Raw genomic sequence first — 21,449 nt, forward strand, 5'->3', positions numbered from 1 at the left:
CTGAGTCTGTGGTAAACATTATGCACTTTCTAGAGTTCCTCATCCTGGTGGCACTGGGACTGCTGGCCTTCGGCGTTCAAGTGTGGGCACTTGCCGATTGCTTGCGCACCCCGCCCAGTGACTTCGAACGCGTGTACAAGCGGACTAAGACGTTTTGGGCTGCCCTGACAGGCGGCGCTAGTTTCTTTGGGTTCCTGTACATCATTGGCCCCATCATGACCTTGACGGTGCCGCCGCTTGGCATGATGTTGCTGCTGACCTTGGGCGGCGCTACCGCTGCAGGGGTCTACTTGGCAGACGTGCGCCCGGCCCTCGTTGAGGTTCGCGCACGCAAGCGCGGCGGCCAAAACCGCGGCTCTTCCTGGTAATTGTTGTCCCTGTTAACCGTTGCCCTCAGGTACGTGCCCTTTAGCTAACCGCTGCCCTAGGCACGTGCCCGCTTTGGCAGGTGCCTGCGTAACCCTTAGCTGGGCTCAACCCTTGGCTATGCTCCACTGAACTTAGTAGGGATCCACTGCGGACCAGGCCACGGTCAGTTCACCCAAGCGCCACCGTGAGGGTGAACGCACCACTGGCCAGCCGTCGTCGTACATTTTTTGGCACATAGCCAGCCAACGCTGCCGGTTGCCGAAGGGCGCCAGCGCTGAGCCGGCCAGCCAATGCTTGTCCAGAGCCTGAAGGAATGTGTGGATCCGCTCGCCGGGCATGTTGTGGTGGATGAGGGCCTTGGGCAGGCGTTCGGCAACGTCGGACGGCAGTTCAAAACCACCAAAACGCAGCGAAATGGTGAGCGAGAGTGGGCCCGTGCTATCGAGTGCCACCCAGGTACTGCGCCTGCCAATCTCATCGCAGGTGCCATCCACAAAGATTCCCTGTGGGGCCAAGCGTGAGCAGACGGTGTCCCAGATCAGCCGGACATCTGCCTCATCATATTGACGCAGGACATTGAACGCCCGCACCATGGTGGCCTTGCCGGAGACCGGGATTTCAAAGCCGCCTACCCGGAAATCCAGGCCATCGTGCTCGAGTTTCTTCGCGATGCGAACGCGTTCTGGCTCAATTTCGATGCCCGTCACATGGGCCGCTGGGCACACGGCATGAATGCGCGAATACAGTTCAACAGCCGTTGCAGGGGAGCCGCCATATCCCAGGTCAACCACAAGAGGGTTGCTTTCGCATTTCAGCCGCCAGGCTTGGGGACCTGCCAGCCAGCGGTCAACACGGCGCAGCCGGTTCGGATTTGTGGTGCCACGGGTCGCATTGCCAAAGGGCTTGTTGCGTTGGCGAACTACGCGGTTTGAGGGGTCGACTGAAGAGTTTCCCACTCGCTGCGCACGTTGAACCACTTAAGAATTTTATTTTGTGCACAGCGGTGGAACCGCCGCTTTTGACCTTTTCGCCCTGTGTTGCCAGTCACAATCACGTGCCTGTTGCCGGCGCTCTCTTCGATACCCCAGTTTTTGGGTGGGTTCAACCAGTGCTTCAAAGGGGTGCTGGCGGATAGAGCAGAGATGACGAGCAACAGCCCAAAGTGCAAATCTGCGTAGTAATTCTGGCCCAACGAATACGCCCGGTAAGATGAAAGTATGACTTATACGTTGATTTTGCTTCGCCATGGCCACAGTGAGTGGAACGCCAAGAACCTGTTCACCGGCTGGGTGGATGTTGATTTGAATGATCAGGGCCGCACCGAGGCCGTACGCGGTGGTGAGATGCTGGTGGAGAAGAACCTTCTGCCGGATATTGTCTACACCTCGCGACTCAAGCGTGCCATCAACACCACGAATCTGGCCCTGGAAGCGGCCGATCGCGGCTGGATTGACGTCAAGCGTGACTGGCGTCTGAACGAACGTCACTACGGTGCGCTCCAGGGTAAGGATAAGGCCCAGACATTGGCCGAGTTTGGCGAAGAGCAGTTTATGGAATGGCGCCGCAGCTACGACACCGCGCCGCCTGCCTTGTCCGATGACAGTGAATTCTCCCAGGCTCACGATCCCCGATACGCGGATTTGGGTGAGGCCCTGCCGCGCACCGAGTGCCTCAAGGACGTCCTGATCCGTCTGCTGCCCTACTGGGAATCGGATATCAAGGAAGATCTCAAGGCCGGCAAGACTGTTCTGGTTACGGCCCACGGCAACTCGCTGCGCGCCTTGGTCAAGCACCTGGACGGCATCTCAGATGACGCCATCGCCTCGCTGAACATCCCCACGGGAATCCCGCTCGTCTACGAACTGGATGAGAACTTCGCCCCCATCACCCCCGGCGGCACGTACCTGGACCCCGAAGCCGCAGCTGCTGCTATCCAGGCTGTAGCGAACCAGGGCAAGAAGTAACACCTCTTAAACGCACGCGACTTTAATGCACCAGGGCGGGGCGGTACCTTTCACACGAAAGGTGCCGCCCCGCAGCCGTTCCCTACACACTCTCCACGCCCGGCCCTAGGGCGCGTGCCCCCATAAAAAATGCGCCCGCCTCCCACTAATGCGACCTGTAGACCGGGCGCATTAGTGGGAGGCGGGCGCGTAAGTTGCAGCGCGGCCGGAATTTAGACGGCCAAGAACTCTTCGGGCTGCCATTCGCCCGTCACCAGGTAGGAGACTTTGCGGGCCACTGACACTCCGTGATCGCCAAAACGTTCAAAATACCTGCTGGCCAGCGTGACATCGACAGTGGTGGCGGCGGTTTCCTGCCATTCAGGAGCGGCCATGGTGGCGAATACGGTTTTATGCAGCTTGTTGATCTGGGACTTAGCCGCAGAGATCTCGGCCACCAGTTCAAGATCCCGGCTCTCCAAGAGCTCCGTTACCTTCCCCGCAATGAAGATGTCCAGCCGGGCCAACTCGGCAAAAGTTTCCGTTAGAGATGCCGGGATCACTGGGTTAGGGAAGCGTAGCCGCGTCAATTGGGCAATGTGCCGGGCCAGATCGCCCATGCGTTCCAAAGATGCGCTCATACGCAGGGAGCCCACAATCATGCGGAGGTCACTGGCCACGGGGCCCTGCAAAGCAAGGACGTCAATGGCTCGTTCGTCGAGATCGTTTTGCAGAAAATCGATCCGGGCATCGGCGGCAATGACTTCTTGCGCGCTGGGAAGATCGGCCGTAGCGAAAGAGGCCGTTGCCTTCGCGATAGCTTCGAGAACTAGATCAGAGATCTCAATCAGGCCCTCACCAATTTGGTGGAGCTCGGCCTGGAATACTTTGCGCACAGATGCTTCCTTTCACGGGTAGCCCACAACGGGCCTGTCCTGCCCTCCAATATGTCACCTGCATATGAACGGTTGGGCACCTGAAGGTGAACGTTAGCTGAACGCACGGTTTAGGGGAGCCGGTTGGTGAAAATCCGTGTCATCAGCACATAGGCTTGAGCTGTGGATCCCTTGCTGGTAGGAGTGGTGGCCGGGCTTATTGGCTTGGCCCTGGGTGTGTTTGGCATGCTCGCATTTAGTCTGAGCGAACGTTCACGCCAACGCACTGTAGACATTGGTGAACCCCTGTTGCCAGACGGTTCCGCCGAGGTTCTTTCCGTGGTGGGCAAGGCCTACATTGTCATTGACACGGTCGACGGCGTTGTCCGCGCCAGCCCGGGTGCGTACGCCTTCGGCCTGGTGCGCGGCCATACGGTGGTCCATCACGAACTCATTGAACTTGCCCACCGGGTACGTCGCGACGGTGTTATTGAAGAACGTGACCTTATTTTGCCACGCGTCGTCCTACCTGGCGGAGCGGCTGCGCCAACGCCGCCCACCGAAGTCCCACCGACCACAGCAACCCACGCCACAGCAACCCACGCCACAGCAACCCACGCCACAGCAACCCACGCCACAGCGCCACCCGCTGACCTGTTCCCGGCGACTTCGGGTCAGGGCACCTTGGTGATCCAGGTGCGCGTTGCCCCTCTGGGTGAGGAGTACATCTTGCTGTTGGCGGATGACCGCACCGAAATTGCCCGAACGGAAGCCGTGCGCAACGATTTCGTGGCCAACGTTTCACACGAGCTGAAAACACCCGTGGGGGCCATCTCGCTTCTGGCTGAGGCGCTTGAATCGGCGCCGGAAGATCAAGCAACTGTCCGCCGTTTCGCCTCACGCATGATGACAGAATCTGCGCGGCTGGCCGCCCTGGTCCAGGACATCATCGAACTCTCGCGCGTGCAGGGCAAAGATGTGGTGCGGGTGGGCACCGAGGTGGATATCAACGGGGTTATTGCCGAGGCCGTGGACAGGACAAGGCTCCCCGCGCAGAGCCGGAACATCACCATCGCCGTGGGGCCCGGCCAGCCGGCGCAGGTCTATGGCGACCGCTCCCAGCTCGTGACCGCTCTGCGCAATCTGATTGATAATGCTGTGCGGTATTCCCCGGAAAATACGCAGGTCGGGATCGGGCTTTCGGTGACGGATGAGGTGGTCTCCGTCAGCATTTCCGATCAAGGTGACGGACTCAGCCCCACCGAGCAGGACCGCATTTTTGAGCGGTTTTACCGGGTTGACACTGCGCGTTCGCGCCATACTGGCGGTACTGGGCTGGGCCTGAGCATAGTCAAACACATCATCAGCAACCATGGTGGCGAGGTGACAGTGTGGTCGGCCCCGAAGCTGGGCTCCACGTTCACCGTGCGCCTGCCCCAACTTTCCAACCAAACGTCCGACGGCGGAACGCACCACCGCGCCGAGCGGCACCCAGGCTTGACCTAAAGGAGCGCACCGAGCGTGAGTAGAATATTGATCGTTGAAGACGAAGATTCCATTAGCGACCCGTTGTCATTCTTGTTGTCCAAGGAAGGCTATGAAGTTTCGGTAGCGGATAACGGGCTGGACGCCTTGGTGGAGTTTGAACGCAGCGGCGCCGATTTGGTTCTGTTGGATCTGCAATTACCGGGCATGAGTGGAACCGAGGTTTGCAAGCATTTGCGCCAGCGTTCAAGCGTCCCCATTATCATGCTGACCGCTAAGGATTCAGAGATTGACAAGGTGGTTGGCCTGGAGTTGGGGGCCGATGACTATGTCACCAAGCCCTACTCCTCCCGTGAACTGATTGCCCGGATTCGGGCGGTTCTGCGCCGTCAGGCCGAGCCGGAGGAGCTCATGGACTCCGCGGTCCAGGCAGGACCGGTACGCATGGATGTGGACCGGCATGTTGTGAGTGTGCGTGGGGAATCGGTGAGTTTTCCGTTGAAAGAATTTGAACTGTTGGAAATGCTCCTGCGCAACGCGGGGAAGGTGCTTACCCGTGGCCAGCTGATCGATCGCGTGTGGGGATCGGACTATGTTGGGGACACCAAGACTCTTGACGTGCATGTGAAGAGGCTGCGCAGCAAAATTGAAACGGATCCAGCCGTGCCCCTGCACCTAGTGACGGTGCGTGGGCTGGGTTACAAATTCGAACCCTAAAGCACGCCTGATCCTGGCCAATTCGTCAAAAAGTGTGGGGAAAACTGTGTCATATGTGCGTATAAGTTGAATTTTGATTGCCTCGGTGTGGTGTGCGTCATATGCTGTGATGGATAACAATCCGGGCGGCCCTGACGGTTGCCTCTAGGTTCAAGGGAATCAAACTATGACTGCGTACTCCTCTAGAGCGCCTGGGCGCTCCCGAAGGCTCAAGGCGGCTGCCATTATGGCTACGGCGGCGCTGGGCCTCATGAGCATTTCCTCTCCAGCGCTGGCCGAGGGCTCCAACGTCACAGTGGAGAGTGTTGCAACCTCAGCTATGAGTGGCGAGAAGGTCATCTTCCCGGGCAATGACGGCAAATCACACACCGTCACCTTTGATTCCAAGTCCTTCATGGTTGACGGGGAACGCCTCAACGTCTGGAGCGGGGAGTTCCACCACTGGCGTCTGCCCGGCACGGACGACTGGCGCGACATGTTCCAGAAGATGCGCGCCAGCGGCTTCAACGCCGTCTCCCTCTACTTTTTCTGGGGACTGCACTCCACTGAATCCGGCAAGTTTGACTTCACCGGCATCAAAGACATTGACCTCTTGCTGACCATGGCGGAGGAAGAGGGCCTCTATGTCATTGCCCGCCCCGGCCCCTACGTCAACGCCGAAATCTCCATGGGCGGATTGCCAGCCTACCTGACCAAAAGTGGTGCGGGATCCTTGCGCAGCACCGATCCGGAAGCGCTGCGCGAGTCCCTGAGCTGGATTCACGCTTTTAATCAGATCGCCGTTAAACACCAGGTAACCGACGGTGGCGGCTCAATCGTCACATACCAAGCTGAAAACGAGCTTTTGAACGAAGGTGGTAACCGCCCCGCCTTCATGAAAGAACTCGTCAAGGGCATCAAGGCAGACGGCATCACCGTCCCGGTGTTCCACAACGACTGGGGCTTCAACGGTGCCTACGTCCCGGGCAGTACGAGTGCCGGTGGCAACGTGGGCCTAGACTATTACGCCTTCGACCAGTACCCACTGGGCTTCACTTGTTCCAACGCCCGGGGTCAGATCCCCGACATGGAAGACCGTTTCCGTGCTCGCACCGAAACGAGCCCCATGTTCATTGCGGAGGGTCAGGGCGGAGCCTTCACTCCGTGGGGCGCCAACTTCAACACTGACAAATGCGCCGATTTTGTTGATTCAGCGTTCACCCGCCAGTACGGGATTAACAACCTGAACAACGGTATCAACATGTTCAATTACTACATGCAGTACGGTGGCACCAACTGGGGCTGGACTGGATCCCCGTCTTCTGGATTCACTTCCTATGACTACGGTGCTGCCATCAATGAGGATCGCCAGCTCACCCCCAAGGCATCCGTGCAGAAGGAACTGGGTTACTTCCAGAAGGACTTCACCCCGATCTCGAATATGGTTCCGCAGCCCGGCGCCCCCGTCACAATCGATGGCGGTACCGGAAACATCAAGTCGTACCAGCGCATTGCCACCGAGAGCCTGGAGAGTGATTCCGTCTCCGGCAACGGAGCCCGCTACCTGGGCTTCCGTCAGGGTGATAGCAACAGCACAACGGAACTGAACTACTCCATTCCCTTGACTCTTTCCCCGCGTGAAGAGGTTGTGGCCGCCAGCTACACCGTTGATGACAGGGACCCCTCCATCACCTATGCAGGCACGTGGGGCAAGTCCAACGGTGAAGGCTGGGCCGCAGGAAACTACAAGGGCACCGAAACCTTCAGCGAGAAGACGGGTGATTCCGTCTCCTACACGTTCACCGGGGCAGGTATCCGCGTCATTTCCGCCCAGTCCATCAACCACGGTTACGGCGATGTTTACATTGACGGTGTCAAGGTGGGTCAGACAAACACCTACCGCGGCCAGAATGCCAACTTCCAGTACGTAGCTTTCCAGAAGGACGGGCTGGACCCGAACGTTCCACACACCATCAAGATTGTGGTCACCGGGCAGAAGGACGCTGCAAGCCAAGGTGCCAACGTCACCATCGACGCCTTTGATGTCATTCCGGCAGCAACAGCACCGGAAGCTCCCGCCGCCCCGATCACCAAGAAGGTCGACGACGTCGATCCCGCCATCGTCTACTCCAAGACTGGAACCGTTTCCGACTGGAGCCATGACACCGGCAAAAATTGGACCGCTAATGACTATATGGGCACCGAAAGCAACAGCGCCAAGACCGGCGCGTACTATGAGTACAAGTTCACGGCCGCCGAGGTGAAGCTGATTTCCGCCACAGCCTACAACCACGCCATTGGTGACGTCTTCATCGACGGTGTCAAGGTGGGCCAGACCAACACGTACCAAGTCGCCGTTGCCAGCACCCCCGGCCAGACTGCGTTTGAGAAAAAGGGTCTGGATCCCACGGTTGAGCACACCATCAAGGTGGTCAACTCGGGTGTGAAGGGCGCGCCCGCCGCGGTGGGGACGTTCATCTCCATCGACGCCATTGAAACCTCCACCCCGGCCGCAACCACCCCGGAGACGCCGGCGGATTCCATCACCTTTGCCCGTGTCCCGCAGAAGGCTGGCACTTTCTTGAAGCTCCACGGCCGTGATGCGAACATGGTCATCGCCGATTACGCCTTCGACGGCCAGAAAATGCTTTACAGCACCTCCGAGTTGTTCACGAAGATGCCCGTGGCCAACGGTACCCTGCTGGCGCTCAACGGAGCCAAGGGCGACGACGGCGAAACTGTCCTGCAGTACGCCTCAGAACCCACTGTGACCACGCTGGCTGGCACCGCCGTCGAATCCGTATGGAATGGCGCCACAAAGCAGTTGCGCTTGAACTACATTCATGGCACCAACACCTCGTTCAAGATCACAGGTGGCGGCGCCCCGACCCTGACTGTTGTCACCACGGACCGCTCGGCCACGGCCCAGCAGTGGAGCATTGAGGGAATCGTCAAGGGCGGCACCTCGAACAAGACCGTCATGGTCACAGGTGTTGACCTGCTCCGTTCAGCAGAGTTCGACGGCGACACCGTGCACCTGGTCGGCGATACCAAGGCTGCACGCGCCATCAACATTTACGTTCCGGCAGGAATCACCAAGGCCACCTGGAACGGTGTTGCACTGACCGCCACGGTGGGTGCTAATGGTCAGCTTGTTACAAACCTTGCCGGTCCGGGTGCCGCTGTCCTGCCAGCACTGAGCAATTGGAAGGTTTCCGGGGAGAACCCGGAGTCCGCCAAGGATTTCGATGATGGCGCATGGCAGGTAGCCAACGCCACGTCCTCACCAAACAACCGCCAGGGCCCCGGCACCAACCAGGGCAAGGTCCTTGATACGGCATTTTATGGCTTCTACGAAGGTGACACCTGGTACCGGGCACACTTCACCGCATCCTCGGCGGCCACCAGCATCCAGCTGCGCGGTCAGGGCGGATCTGCGGCTAACATGCTGGTCTGGGTCAATGGCACCTTCGCCGGATCCGCAGCAGCAGATGGCAGCATGAAGACAATCACGGTTCCGGCCGGGGTCATCAAAAATGGTGAAAAGACTGTGGTTTCGGCAGTGGTCCGTAACCACGGCCAGAACCTTGACTGGTCTGATGATGGACTGTCCCGTCAGAACCGTGGCCTCTTTGATGCCATTTTGCCCAACACCGGTGCTGTGACGTGGAAGCTGCAAGGCGCCAAGGACAAAGCCGCCCCGGTCGATACCGACAGGACCATGTACAACACCGGTGGTCTTTACGGTGAGCGTGCTGGCTGGTACCTGCCCGGATACCCGGACAGCGAATGGGCTGATGCCACCTCGTTCAAGCCAGCTAAGGCCGGCGTGACCTGGTACCGCACCAACTTTAAGCTGGCTGTGCCGGCAGGAACTGATACAGCCCTTGGCTTGAAGATCAACGATGCCAAATTCGAGAATGGACGCCAGTCCTTCGCTCGCGCCGTCATCTACGTCAACGGTTGGAACACGGGAACCTGGGTTGGCAATGTGGGCCCGCAGAGCACCTTCACCATCCCCAGCGGGTTCTTGAACAAGAACGGGGACAACACCCTGGCCATTGTGCTCAGTACCGAGCGCGATGCCCAAGGCCCGGACTCCTTCACCTTGGTAGACCGTGGCACCAGCCTCGGCGGGGTCACGACCAAGCTGAACACGGCACCGGACTACACCCTTCCGGCGGTCACCGCTGCCGCAGCCAAGTCAACGCTCGACGTCGGAGCATCGGCGCTCATCAGCGGCACCTCCGCATTGGCGGCCATCGGTGACGGAGCTTTGACTAACGCTGTTGTCGGCTTTGGTGATGGCAGTGCAGACGTGAGCGTCCCCGTTGTTGGCGGTCAGTACACTGCGGCGCACACCTTTACGCAGGCAGGCGACTATTCGGCGAAGGTGACCATCAAGGACGCCATCTCCGGCTCCGTTTTGGGCAGCAAAACAGTGGCGATCAAGGTTGAGGGCACCGTGGAACCCACGGTATCGGCAAGCCCGAGTGCCTCAGCTACACCGAGTGCCTCAGCTACACCGAGTGCCTCGGCTACGCCGAGTGCAAGTCCGAGTGCCTCAGCTACGCCGAGTGAAAGCGCAACACCGAGTGCCTCAGCTACGCCGAGTGAAAGCGCAACACCGAGTGCCTCAGCTACGCCGAGTGAGAGTGCAACAGCCTCTGTCAGCCCCACGGCTAGCCAGGGCCCGTCGCAGGAACCGGCAACTCCGGGGATTGAACTCAGTGCGGGCACTGTTGCCGCCGGTGGTGCGCTCGTCATTACCGGTGAGAGCTTCTTGCCCGGTAGCAGCGCAACGTTCACGCTGCGTTCCGAGCCGTTGGTGTTGGGGACAGCCAAAGCCGATAAAAACGGTACCGTGCGCCTGAGCGTAACGCTGCCTGCGAATGTTCCGGCGGGTACGCACCGGATCATCATTGACGGTATTGGTCTTGATGGTGAGCCGCAGCAGGTCAGTGCACCGTTGATCATCACAGCCTCCACTGACAGCACCCCTGCAACGGATGCTTCAACGGATGCATCGGATGCCACCACGGCGGCCGTCACTGGTGGGGATGACCTAGCCAGCACGGGTGCCAGCAACGTCTGGATCGGAGGCTTGGCAGCATTGCTGCTGGCTGCCGGTGCAACGGTGTTCCTGCTCAACCGCCGCAGGAGCGCAACACACTAAGCTGTAGAAACTGAGGGCGGGTGCCAGAATATTTTCTGGCACCCGCCCTCAGTGTTTAATTCTCAATGTTTAAGGCCTCGGGGATGTCCAAAGCCTATGGTGTTTACTGCCAGGTGAGCACAAAAAAGTGGGGCCAGTTGTCTTGGACAACTGGCCCCACTGGTACCGCTTGTAGACAGCCGCAGACGAGCGGTGCTGTTACGGGGTTGCCGTAGCTGTTGCCGTGGCTTCTAGCGTGGCTTCTGGTGTGGCTTCCATGGTGGCCGGAACACTGGCGGCCGGTGTGGGAACAAGTTTCTTGTACTCAGCTAAGGAGCCGTCCAGAACAGGCACGTTCAAAGCAGCCGTTTCAGAGCCGGCACCTGACTGGCGCAGTTCAATGGACTCAATGCTGCCCGGCGGCTGGGCCATAGTGCTCAGGATTGCCTGATCGGACTTGCTGTTGAGCACCAGGGGAACGCCGGGCTGGACAGTGATTTCTGTCTGGGAGCCCTGAGCGCCACTGATGGTCAGGACCATCTGCGAATCAGCGTGGTTGTAGAAAGTGCCTATAACGCGGCCTGGATCCCCTGCTGCTTCAGAGACGATCAGGACGTTGCGCAGTTCCAGCTGGCCCATATCCAATTGCACACCATCAGTGACGGTGACCTCCATGGCGGTGCTTTGCTGGTTGATGGCACTGCAACCGGTGAAGGCCATGGCGCCAATGCCGATGGCGGCAATCAGGCTAAAGCGTTGCGCTCGTTTGGTACTGCGAATGCCGGCAGCGATTCTCACGTCAGTAACTCCTCATGGAAAAGACAAAATATCTTTGTTCAGCTTATCCGCAAACAGGCCAAATGCACGCTTCCGGCAATGAGTGCCGGAGAAGCCGGAACAGGAGGTAGATTCCTGCCTGCACTTTGAGGATCAGGAGTCAAGGGCTGGAGAATTCTCCAATTGTTGGAACAATTGCGCCGCTGGCGTAGCTCCGATTGCCCCTGACCTGCGGAAACTCAAGGGAGCGGGAAGTTAACCGTGGTAAACTAGAAGCATTGGAAAGGGAGAATCCACATGCTTTTTGAGGTCGGCGAGACAGTAGTTTACCCACACCATGGTGCGGCAAAGATCGAAGAGATCAAGATGCGCACTATCCGGGGTGAAGAGAAAATGTATCTCAAGCTCAAGGTTGCGCAGGGGGATCTGACCATTGAGGTCCCTGCGGAAAACGTTGACCTTGTTGGTGTTCGTGATGTTGTCGGCAAGGAAGGCCTTGCGCACGTTTTTGAAGTACTTCGTGCGGAGTTTACGGAGGAGCCCACTAACTGGTCCCGCCGTTACAAGGCCAACTTGGAGAAGCTTGCCTCCGGTGATGTCATCAAGGTTGCCGAGGTCGTGCGTGATCTCTGGCGCCGGGACCATGACCGCGGCTTGTCAGCTGGGGAGAAGCGCATGCTTGCGAAGGCACGCCAGATCCTGATTTCGGAGCTTGCTTTGGCCGAAAAAACTGACGAAGACAAGGCTGCTGAAGTTCTGGACGAGGTCTTGGCCTCGTAACAGTTGCCTGCACAGCAAAACACAAGAAAACCCCCGCACCCTTCGGTGTGGGGGTTTTTTTGCGATGTGGGGCAAATCGTGGCACAAAGCCCAAGTAGAGGCCGCCCGGACTATTCTAGGGATATGAATGAGGTTGAAGAAGGTTCTTGCGCCGTAGTGATTGTTGCCGCCGGATCCGGGCAGCGCCTGGGCTTCGGCGTTCCCAAGGCCCGGGTGCCATTGGCCGGGCAACCCATGCTGCTCCTTGCCATCCGTGGCGTGATCAAGACCGGTGTTGCAGCCCAGATCTGTGTTGCCATTCCCGCTGATGACCCGGAGCTGGCAGTTATTTGTGCAAGCGCAGCACAAGAGGCTCAGGCCGCCGGAGTTCTTTTCAGCGTAGTTGACGGCGGGGCCGAACGTTCTGACTCGGTCGCAGCCGCCCTGGCAGTTGTTGCCCAGGGCGTTGAAACCGTCATGATCCATGATGCTGCCCGGCCTCTGACGCCGTCTGGCGTTTTTCATCGGGTGGCAGGGGCACTGCGTGACGGAGCGAAGGCAGTCATCCCGGCCTTGGCCGTGGTTGACACCATCAAAACTGTGGAGCCGGCACAGCTGCCAGCCACGGGGGCCGGGGTTGAAAAAGTTGTTGGCACGCCAGCACGGCAGGTATTGCGGGCAGTTCAAACACCCCAAGGATTCAAATTGGCCACTCTGCGCCAAGCCCATGCCCACGCGCTGACGCTCACCCCGTCTGAGCTGGCGGCCATCACGGACGACGCCATGATGGTGGAAGCCCTTGGCGAGGAGGTGTTTGTTGTGCAAGGTTCAACGCACAGCCTCAAGATCACCTCCCCCACGGACCTGTTGTTGGCCGAAGCGCTCTTGGAAGGGCCGCTGCGCCCGCGCTGGATTGAAGGCTGAACCCATGAAGCTACCCCGTACTGGTATTGGCGTTGATACGCACGCGTTTGCCCCCGATGATGCGCCCGCACCCCTGTGGCTGGCGGGACTGCTCTGGGAGGGAGAACGCGGACTTAGCGGCCATTCCGACGGCGACGCCGTTGCTCACGCAGCAGCCGACGCCCTGTTTTCAGCGGCCGGAGTTGGCGATCTCGGCGCCCATTTTGGTACCGACCGCCCCGAATATGCGGGAGCATCTGGGGTGAAATTGCTCGGTGAAGCCGCCCGGATTGTACGGGAAGCGGGTTTTGAGATTGGCAATATCGCCGTGCAGTTCATTGGCAACAGGCCTAAGTTCAGCCCGCGCCGTGCGCAGGCACAAGAAGTGCTCAGCGCCGCTGCCGGAGCACCAGTGTCGGTGAGCGCAACCACGTCGGACGGCTTGGGTTTCCCGGGTCGCAACGAAGGCATCACCGCAATTGCCACCGCCTTGGTTATGGAACGCGAGCACCAGGGCCTCGATGGACGCGGTAGCCTAGAGCCGTGACCCTGAGATTCCATGACTCCGCCACTGCCACCGTCCGCGACTTCGTCCCGCTCCAGAAGGGCAAGGCGTCGCTGTACTACTGCGGTGCCACCGTTCAGGGCGAGCCGCACATTGGCCACGTCCGCTCCGCACTGGCCTTTGACCAGCTGACCCGGTGGCTGCAGACCAGCGGCTACGAGGTCACCGTGGTGCGCAATGTGACGGATATTGATGACAAGATCCTGGTCAAGGCTGCCGAAAATAACGAGCCGTGGTGGGCCCTCGCCTACCGTTTTGAGCAGGCCTTCGAGAACGCTTATGACTCACTGGGCATCCTCAAGCCCACCTACGAGCCCCGCGCCACCGGCCACATCCCGGAGATGCACGCGCTCATCCAGACCCTGATCGAGCGTGGCCACGCCTACCCCGCCCTGGATGATTCCGGCGATGTGTACTTCGACGTGCGCTCCTGGAAGGCGTACGGATCCTTGACGCACCAGAACATTGATGACATGCAGGCCGCGCCTGACGCCGATCCCCGGGGCAAGCGCGATCCTCGCGACTTTGCGCTGTGGAAGGGTCATAAAGACGGCGATCCGGAGACTGCCAAGTGGGAGTCACCGTGGGGCGCCGGCCGGCCCGGCTGGCACCTGGAATGCTCGGCCATGGTCACCAAATACCTCGGCACCGAGTTTGATATTCATGGCGGCGGCTTGGATCTGCGCTTCCCGCACCACGAAAACGAGATGGCCCAGTCACAAGCTGCCGGCCACGGCTTCGCCAACTTCTGGATGCACAACGGCATGGTCACCTATCAGGGTGAAAAAATGTCCAAGTCCATCGGCAACACCATTAACCCTCGTGAAATGCTGGAACTCGCCCGGCCGCTAGTGGTGCGCTACTACTTGGGCCAGGCACACTACCGCTCCGTGTTGGACTACCGGCCCACATCGCTCGCCGAGGCCGGCGCCGCCGTCGAACGCATTGAGACGTTCATCGAGGCAGCACGCAAACAGCTGTTTCCCGGCAATGGCTTCGGCTATATTGGCACCCGCCCGGAGGCGTTCGCTGCCGCCATGGACGACGACTTGAACGTTCCTGCGGCGCTGGCAGTACTGCACGAAACAGTAAGGGCAGGCAACACGGCACTGGCTGCTGGCGATGCAGACCGCGTGCAGGAAGCGTTCCTGGCCGTCTTGGGCATGGCCGACGCCTTGGGCATGAACCCCCTGGATGAAAAATGGGCCACTGCAGCGGGATCACCCGCAGCGCTAGGTGCCTTGGACGTGCTCGTCAAGGCCCAGCTCGAGGCGCGGGCACTGGCCCGGGCGGAGAAGAACTGGGCCGAGTCGGATAAGATCCGGGATTTGCTGGCAGCAGCGGGCGTCGTCGTGGCAGACACAGCGGCCGGAGCCACCTGGTCCCTGCAAAAGTAGAGGCTCCCTCACCTTCGGTGGGTTTTGCCCAGGCGCTCCCTCACCTTGGGTGCATGGCGGCCGGTTTACCGTTCGGCACTTGCAGAACCGTCGGGTAAAAACGGCCCGAATGTAACCGAGCGTCGGGTTGGGGTGGGTGAGACTGCGCACTTTTTCCTGTCTGTCGCGCTGTCGATTTGCGTTGAGGCCGTAAGCTATTAGCTACGGGTCTGTTGTTTCCCGTTACGAGGCGTGCCAAAAATGTGCCCGCTGAGAGATTTGTTTGACGAACTTCGGGGCCAGCACAGGGCGCCGCACCAATCGTAAGGGTTTTACCATGGCCAACAATCCCCGTTCCGGCGCCGTCCGCAAGCTCAAGAAGGGCCCCATCAAGGGCACGGGTGGGCTCGGTCGCAAGGCACTCGAGGGCAAGGGCCCGACCCCTAAGGCTGCAGAGCGCACCTATCACAAGGCCTACAAGAACGCGGAGCTGGCCGACCGCTCCGCTGCCAAGCGCGCCGGCACCAGTAACTCCCCGCGCCGCAACAGCGGCCCCAAGGGTAAGGCTACCGAAGAGCTCGTGACGGGCCGTAACTCGGTGCTTGAGGCGCTGCGTGCGGAAATCCCGGCGAAGGCGCTCTATGTCGCCGTCCGCGTTGACATGGACGAGCGTGTGCGCGAATCCATCAAGCTGGCCACCGAGCGCGGTATCCCGCTGCTGGAAGCGCACAAGCCTGAGCTGGACCGCCTCACCGAAGATGCCATCCACCAAGGCCTGGTTTTGCAGATCCCGCCCTACGAGTATGAAGATGCCGTGGACAAGGCTAGTGAAATTCTTGCCAAGTGGAAGAAGGGGCACATTGCCAACGCCCCGCTCATCGTGGCCCTTGACGGCATCACTGATACCCGCAACCTCGGTGCCATCATCCGCAGCGTCTCAGCCTTCTCAGGCCACTCCGTCATCATTCCGGAACGTCGCAGCGCCGGTGTGACCGCCGCTGCATGGAAGACCAGCGCCGGTGCCGCCGTGCGCGTGCCGGTTGCCAAGGCACCCAACTTGAACCGTGCCATTGGTGCGTTCCAGAAGATGGGCTTCTTTGTTCTGGGGCTTGACGGCGACGGCGACGTTTCGCTGCCGGCACTCGGTTTGGCGCAGGAGCCTGTGTGCATTGTGGTGGGCTCCGAAGGTAAGGGTTTGTCTCGCCTGGTTCGGGAAAATTGCGATCAGATTGTCTCCATCCCGATTGACTCGGCCATGGAATCCCTCAACGCCTCCATGGCGGTGGGAATCACCTTGTACGAGATCTCGAAGCTGCGCTCGGCTAAAAGCTAATTATGGCCATCACCGTCATTGAAGCCATCAGTACCCTGGGCGCGGCCTTGTCACGCCATTTCCCCTTGGGCGTCAGCCACATTCCCCGGGAGCATGGGCAGGCTGCGGCCAATGTGGCGGTGTATTCCCCGGCTTACCGCGATGTGGTGTTGTGCTTACAGCCTCCCGGTGGTCACTGGAAGGCTGTGCTGCTCCCTGATAAGACCGACGGCGTCCACCACGGCTTAGTGGAGAACATGCCTGCCGGCACCCGCTACGGTTTTTACGCCGATTTGGGTGCCACGCAGGAGGAAATGCTCCTCATTGATCCGGAAGCTGTTCAGCTCTTGCTGGATCCTTATGGGCAGTACATTGATGAGCATGTTGGCGTGGATGGCGTCACTCGTTACTTATCAGTGCGCATGGACCAGGAGTTTGACTGGGGCACTGTCAAGCGGCCTAACACGCCGTGGCGGGAAACAGTGTTTTATGAGGCGCATGTGCGCGGTCAGACCATGTTGCATCCGGATATTCCCGAAGAAATCCGCGGCAGCTACGCTGGCATGGCCCACCCAGCCATGATTGAGCACCTGGTGGGTCTCGGTGTGACGGCCGTGGAGCTTTTGCCGGTCCATTTTCACATTGATGAGCCGCATCTTCACGGCACTGGGATGAGTAACTACTGGGGTTACAACACCTTGGGGTTTTTTGCCCCACATGTTGGATATGCCAGTGCGGGGGCGCAGGCGGGTGGACCGCAGGCCGTGCAGGCCGAGCTGAAGGGCATGATCAAACTTCTGCACATGGCAGGCATTGAAGTGATCCTTGACGTGGTCTACAACCACACGGCCGAGGGTGGCCCGGGCGGGCCAAGCTACAGCTGGCGGGGCTTGGCGGAAGAGCAGTACTACCGTATGCGCGACGGACACTACTTCGACACCACCGGGTGTGGCAACACCTTGAACTTCAGCAATCCGCACGTTATTAAGATGGCGATGGATTCTCTGCGTTTCTGGGTTGAGGAGTTCCATATTGACGGATTCCGTTTTGATCTGGCAGTTTCATTGGCACGCAACGGCGAGCACGAATTCAACAACCAACATCCGTTCCTGCTGGCAGCAGCCACAGACGGGGTGCTGTCCTCCACGAAACTGATCTCGGAGCCATGGGATGTTGGTTACGGAGGCTGGCAGACGGGACAGTTCCCCACAGGCTGGGCTGACTGGAATGACTCTTTCCGTGACAGCGTCCGGGAAGTGTGGCTGACTGACCGCGCTGCAATGCTGGCTGGATACCATCACAATGGGCTGGCAAAATTTGGTGATGCCCTGGGTGGATCGGCGGAACTTTTTGCGCCGTCGGGCCGCAGCCGCTTGGCCTCGGTCAACTTGATCACGGCCCACGACGGCTTCACCCTGGCCGATCTGACGGCTTATAACCACAAGCACAACGAGGACAACCAGGAAGATAGCCGCGACGGCACCAATAATAATCGCAGCTGGAACCACGGTGTTGAAGGCATCACGAACAATCCGCACACCCAGGCCCAGCGCGCCCGGAGCAGCCGGAACTTGATGGCCACCATGCTGTTGGCGTTGGGTGTTCCCATGATCACTGCGGGCGACGAGCTTGGCCGCAGCCAAGGCGGAAACAACAACGTCTACTGTCAGGACAATGAAATTTCCTGGGTTGACTGGACCATGGATGAAGATGCCAAGACCATGCTCGCCGCCACCCGGTATCTATTGCAGATCCGCAAGGAATTTCTGGCCGCCCAGCCCAGCAGCTACCCTACTCGTGGCGGGCAGTCGTTCATCCACTGGTTTGGTGCTGACGGCCAGCCCATGAGCGCCGAGCGTTGGGGCAATCCGCACGAAAGGGTCCTCACCATGTTGATGGGGTCCCCCGATGGTGCGGTTGACGGACTGGTTGTCTTTAATACCGGCATCACCGATGAGGACGTGGTGCTACCTGCAAACCCGCGTTTCACCAATCAGGACAGTGCCAATCAGGACAGTGCCAATCGGGACAGTCCCAATCAGGACAGTGCCAATTCGGACAGCACCAACCCGGATAGCGCTCATCTCGACAGTGCTAATCTTGGCACCGCCAATCCGGACGGTACCAACCCTGACGTGGGCACCGTCGTATCGCTGCCCTATAGGCTGATCATGAGTACGGAGTCACCAACTGTCTCGCGCGACGGCGGACCCACCTTCCGCCAGTCCCGTTCGGTACCGCCGGTTCAGGCAGGAGACGCCGTACGAGCCAACGCCAACACGGTTCTGCTCTTCCGCAACGACCTCATCGTCCAGTAGCAGCCCGCTTGGCGGGCTGGCTGAGACCACGCCCGGCGGGCTGGCAGAAACACCAAGCCCGCCGCGCTGCTAGAGACCCGCCCCTACGCCGTAGTGATGAGCCCCAGCTCGGCGGGGTTAGCCAGTGCCGGATGGTGGGGCAGGACTTGGACGCCGTAACCGAAGTCACCGGAACGGTCTATCAGCAAATCAGCGGAGAACTGGTACTTGCCGCCCCCGTTGTCCTGGACGGATTCAAGGGCCAGATCCGCAGTGTTGTTCAGCTCATCTGAATCTCCTGCTGTGCCATACACAACGTTGACCTGAACATCGGCCGGGCTCAGTGAACCCAACGTGATGTGGGCGCGGACTTGCAAGGTTTCACCAATTTGTGGTTCGTCAGTGAGCCCGTGGGATTCCACATGGTCAATATGAATCTCCTGCCATGCTGGCCTAACCCGCTCAATCCAGGCCGCCAGCTCCCGCACGGAAGCATAGTTCTCTGCCCGGGCTGCCCGCCCGGCCTCAGCTGCCGGTTGGTACAAACGCTGAACGTATTCGGCCACCATGCGGTTCGCTGAGACGGCGGGTCCCAGATGAGCCAGGGTGTGCTTGATCATGGAGATCCAATGTGCGGGAAGTGCGCTCTGGTGCGGTTGTGACGCTCCGGCAGCTCCTGCTGCGGCAGCCACCACTTCACCGTAAAAGCGCGGCGCAACCTGGGTTTCCAACAATTCGTACAGCGCTGACGCCTCAATGTCGTCCCGTTCGGAATCCCCGGCCCCGGTATTTGCCGTCGGGATCGCCCAGCCGTTTTCGCCGTCGTACATCTCATCCCACCAGCCATCCATGACGGAGAGGTTCAAGGAACCGTTGATGGCGGCCTTCATGCCGGAGGTGCCGCACGCCTCGAGGGGGCGCAGCGGGTTGTTCAGCCAGACGTCGCAGCCGGGGAAGAGCGTGCGTGCCATGGCGATGTCGTAGTTGGGCAGGAACACAATCCGGTGCCGCACCTCGGGGTCGTCGGTGAATTGGACCAGATCCTGGATCATTTTCTTGCCGGCGTCGTCCGCTGGGTGCGACTTTCCGGCAATGATGATCTGGATCGGATGCACTGGATGCAACAAGAGCGCCTTCAGCCGGGCGGGGTCCCGCAACATCAGTGTCAGTCGCTTATAGGTGGGCACGCGCCGGGCGAAACCGATCGTCAGCACGTCCGGGTCCAGGGCGGCATCCGTCCAGGCCAGCTGCGCATCGGCTGCGCCGCGCTTCTTCCACGAGGAGCGCAGCCGGCGTCGGGCGTCCTTCACCAAAGCCAACCGCAGGCGGCGGCGCATGGCCCACACTTCCTCGTCGCTCACCTCGTACACCTTGGACCAGTCAGGCCCGTCAAGGACCTCGGCGCCAAAACGTTCCCGTGCCAGCTCGGCCAGCGCCGGGTCAACCCACGTGGGCACGTGCACACCGTTCGTGACGGAGGTGATGGGCACATCGGCCGTATCAAAACCCGGCCACATACCGGAAAACATGCCGCGCGAGACCACACCGTGCAGCTTCGCCACACCATTCGCGCGTTGAGCTAGGCGCAGACCCATGACGGCCATGTTGAACATTTCACCATCGCCGCCGTCGTAATTTTCCGCGCCCAGGGCCAAAATATCCGCAACGGGAACGCCGGGAGCCAAGGGCCCGGCGAAGAAGTCTTCGATCATGCTGCGGGGGAAGCGGTCAATGCCGGCAGGAACGGGGGTGTGGGTGGTGAAAACGGTCGAGGCACGGCCGGCAGCCAAGGCCTCGCCCCACGTGAGCGGCTCGCGTGTGAGGGCTGGGTCCATGAGCTCGCGGATGCGCTCGATCCCCAAGAATCCTGCATGTCCCTCATTCGTATGGAACACCTCAGGTGCTGCGGCCCCGCTCAGCCGGGCGTGCACACGCAACGCTTTCACCCCGCCCATGCCCAGCAGAAGTTCTTGTGTGAGCCGGTGTTCCCCGCCGCCACCGTACAGCCGGTCGGTGACACCGCGGGCGGCGTCGTCGTTCTCGGCCACGTTGGAATCGAGCATTAGCAGGGGTACCCGGCCAACGTCTGCACGCCACACGTGAGCCCGCAATACCCGGTTCTCCGGCAGGGGAAGCTGAATTTGGACAGGGGTGCCGTCCTCCTCGCGCATCAGTGTCAGCGGAAGGGCATCGGGGTCCAGCAGAGGGTAGCTTTCCTGCTGCCAGGCGTCCCGGGACAGGGACTGCTTGAAGTAACCGGCCTGGTAGAGAAGTCCGACGCCGATCAGCGGCACCCCTAGGTCCGATGCGGATTTTAGATGGTCACCAGCTAAGATACCCAGTCCGCCGGAATACTGTGGCAAGACCTCGGTGATACCAAATTCGGGGGAGAAGTAAGCAATGCATTCAGGTGTTCCAGCGCCGAGTTCCTGGTACCAGCGGGGCTCTGTCAGGTAGCTTTCAAGACTTTCCTGCGCCTGTGCCACACGCGCCACCACGTCAGGGTTAGCTGCCAAATCCGCCAACTGCTCACGGGAGAGTGAGGCGAGCATGGCCAACGGATTGTGACGGGATTTTTCCCAAAGTTCCGGGTTAAACGATTCGAACAGGGCACGCGTGGGCACATGCCAGGACCAGCGGAGGTTGGTGGCCAGCCGGGTTAAGGCAGAAATTTGTGCGGGAACGAGTGTGCGGACAGTAAATCTGCGGATTGCCTTCATGCCGGTCACACTAGCCCAACCCTGCCGGGGCCGAAGAGTAAATGTGAGTAATTGGCGCCGTGTTACGTCCGCCAGCACCCTCGCCGTCAAGTGTTCTGCCGAATCAGTGCTCGTGTGACGGCCATCTGGCCAAAATGGCGGGGGACCTTAGCAATCCGGGCCGCGAGTCGCTAACGTTCATTTTGTGAGTATTTCCAAGCCTTCGCGTAATGTGCCC

The 21,449-nt window shown here is 60.0% G+C and carries 15 protein-coding genes; 11 read left to right on the forward strand and 4 right to left on the reverse strand.

The annotated features are described in order from the left end of the window. The first annotated feature begins 8 nt into the window (after positions 1-8). On the forward strand, positions 9-368 hold the full coding sequence (locus tag RY113_RS07665; RefSeq protein ID WP_245932051.1) for a DUF2516 family protein: 360 nt from the start codon (positions 9-11) through the stop codon (positions 366-368). Between the two features lie 132 nt (positions 369-500). On the opposite strand, the gene RY113_RS07670 is transcribed toward RY113_RS07665, so the two are convergent. Then, positions 501-1,346 (reverse strand): class I SAM-dependent methyltransferase, encoded by an 846-nt coding sequence (locus tag RY113_RS07670; RefSeq protein WP_315914096.1) that lies wholly within the window; start codon positions 1,344-1,346, stop codon positions 501-503. 240 nt (positions 1,347-1,586) lie between these two features. Here RY113_RS07670 and RY113_RS07675 point away from each other — a divergent pair, with 240 nt between their 5' ends. Further along, positions 1,587-2,333 (forward strand): phosphoglyceromutase, encoded by a 747-nt coding sequence (locus RY113_RS07675; protein ID WP_110104979.1) that lies wholly within the window; start codon positions 1,587-1,589, stop codon positions 2,331-2,333. Between the two features lie 212 nt (positions 2,334-2,545). Here the strand turns inward: RY113_RS07675 and phoU are convergent, their stop codons facing one another. Then, the gene (phoU, locus tag RY113_RS07680; RefSeq protein ID WP_315914097.1) at positions 2,546-3,208 is read right to left on the reverse strand and encodes a phosphate signaling complex protein PhoU; all 663 of its coding nucleotides are present in this window, start codon (positions 3,206-3,208) and stop codon (positions 2,546-2,548) included. A 162-nt stretch (positions 3,209-3,370) separates the two neighbouring features. Between phoU and RY113_RS07685 the strand changes: the two genes are divergently transcribed. The 3 genes from RY113_RS07685 to RY113_RS07695 all read left to right on the forward strand — a co-directional run bounded on the left by RY113_RS07685 (position 3,371) and on the right by RY113_RS07695 (position 10,544). Then, the gene (locus tag RY113_RS07685) at positions 3,371-4,693 is read left to right on the forward strand and encodes an ATP-binding protein (protein ID WP_315914098.1); all 1,323 of its coding nucleotides are present in this window, start codon (positions 3,371-3,373) and stop codon (positions 4,691-4,693) included. A gap of 15 nt (positions 4,694-4,708) precedes the next feature. Then, positions 4,709-5,389 carry a response regulator transcription factor gene (locus tag RY113_RS07690; protein WP_315914099.1) on the forward strand — a complete coding sequence of 227 codons (681 nt, stop codon included), beginning with the start codon at positions 4,709-4,711 and terminating at the stop codon, positions 5,387-5,389. A 166-nt stretch (positions 5,390-5,555) separates the two neighbouring features. Beyond that, entirely contained in the window at positions 5,556-10,544 is a 4,989-nt protein-coding gene (locus tag RY113_RS07695; RefSeq protein WP_315914100.1) for a beta-galactosidase, read from the forward strand. Between the two features lie 198 nt (positions 10,545-10,742). On the opposite strand, the gene RY113_RS07700 is transcribed toward RY113_RS07695, so the two are convergent. Then, the gene (locus RY113_RS07700) at positions 10,743-11,321 is read right to left on the reverse strand and encodes a hypothetical protein (RefSeq protein ID WP_315914101.1); all 579 of its coding nucleotides are present in this window, start codon (positions 11,319-11,321) and stop codon (positions 10,743-10,745) included. Positions 11,322-11,597: 276 nt separating this feature from the next. On the opposite strand from RY113_RS07700, the gene RY113_RS07705 reads away from it, so the two are divergent. The 6 genes from RY113_RS07705 (at position 11,598) to glgX (ending at position 18,533) form a co-directional block, all read left to right on the forward strand. Continuing rightward, positions 11,598-12,080 carry a CarD family transcriptional regulator gene (locus RY113_RS07705; protein ID WP_062285384.1) on the forward strand — a complete coding sequence of 161 codons (483 nt, stop codon included), beginning with the start codon at positions 11,598-11,600 and terminating at the stop codon, positions 12,078-12,080. 123 nt (positions 12,081-12,203) lie between these two features. Continuing rightward, complete coding sequence (gene ispD, locus RY113_RS07710; RefSeq protein ID WP_315914102.1) at positions 12,204-12,983, forward strand: 2-C-methyl-D-erythritol 4-phosphate cytidylyltransferase; 780 nt, start codon at positions 12,204-12,206, stop codon at positions 12,981-12,983. Between the two features lie 4 nt (positions 12,984-12,987). Further along, positions 12,988-13,509 carry a 2-C-methyl-D-erythritol 2,4-cyclodiphosphate synthase gene (gene ispF, locus RY113_RS07715; RefSeq protein ID WP_110104972.1) on the forward strand — a complete coding sequence of 174 codons (522 nt, stop codon included), beginning with the start codon at positions 12,988-12,990 and terminating at the stop codon, positions 13,507-13,509. Then, positions 13,506-14,924 (forward strand): cysteine--tRNA ligase, encoded by a 1,419-nt coding sequence (gene cysS / locus RY113_RS07720; protein ID WP_110104971.1) that lies wholly within the window; start codon positions 13,506-13,508, stop codon positions 14,922-14,924. Before ispF ends, cysS begins: the two co-directional genes overlap by 4 nt. A gap of 316 nt (positions 14,925-15,240) precedes the next feature. Beyond that, positions 15,241-16,236, forward strand: coding sequence for a 23S rRNA (guanosine(2251)-2'-O)-methyltransferase RlmB (gene rlmB / locus RY113_RS07725; protein WP_315914103.1), 996 nt, complete (start codon positions 15,241-15,243; stop codon positions 16,234-16,236). A gap of 2 nt (positions 16,237-16,238) precedes the next feature. Then, positions 16,239-18,533: a glycogen debranching protein GlgX gene (gene glgX / locus RY113_RS07730; protein WP_315914104.1), complete on the forward strand. Its 2,295-nt coding sequence runs from the start codon at positions 16,239-16,241 to the stop codon at positions 18,531-18,533. An 83-nt stretch (positions 18,534-18,616) separates the two neighbouring features. Here the strand turns inward: glgX and glgP are convergent, their stop codons facing one another. Next, entirely contained in the window at positions 18,617-21,232 is a 2,616-nt protein-coding gene (glgP, locus tag RY113_RS07735; RefSeq protein WP_315914105.1) for an alpha-glucan family phosphorylase, read from the reverse strand. Positions 21,233-21,449 lie beyond the last annotated feature (217 nt).

Origin of the sequence: Arthrobacter sp. lap29 (genome assembly GCF_032458965.1) — a bacterium.
Classification (GTDB): Bacteria; Actinomycetota; Actinomycetes; order Actinomycetales; family Micrococcaceae; genus Specibacter; species Specibacter psychrochitiniphilus.

What these genes read in the sequence shown, in the direction of transcription:
- RY113_RS07675 (WP_110104979.1), top strand. Translation starts at nt 1,587, where the DNA reads ATGACTTATACGTTGATTTTGCTTCGCCATGGCCACAGTGAGTGGAAC.
- RY113_RS07695 (WP_315914100.1), top strand. Translation starts at nt 5,556, where the DNA reads ATGACTGCGTACTCCTCTAGAGCGCCTGGGCGCTCCCGAAGGCTCAAG.
- RY113_RS07705 (WP_062285384.1), top strand. Translation starts at nt 11,598, where the DNA reads ATGCTTTTTGAGGTCGGCGAGACAGTAGTTTACCCACACCATGGTGCG.
- ispD (WP_315914102.1), top strand. Translation starts at nt 12,204, where the DNA reads ATGAATGAGGTTGAAGAAGGTTCTTGCGCCGTAGTGATTGTTGCCGCC.
- ispF (WP_110104972.1), top strand. Translation starts at nt 12,988, where the DNA reads ATGAAGCTACCCCGTACTGGTATTGGCGTTGATACGCACGCGTTTGCC.
- rlmB (WP_315914103.1), top strand. Translation starts at nt 15,241, where the DNA reads ATGGCCAACAATCCCCGTTCCGGCGCCGTCCGCAAGCTCAAGAAGGGC.
- glgX (WP_315914104.1), top strand. Translation starts at nt 16,239, where the DNA reads ATGGCCATCACCGTCATTGAAGCCATCAGTACCCTGGGCGCGGCCTTG.
- glgP (WP_315914105.1), bottom strand. Translation starts at nt 21,232, where the DNA reads ATGAAGGCAATCCGCAGATTTACTGTCCGCACACTCGTTCCCGCACAA.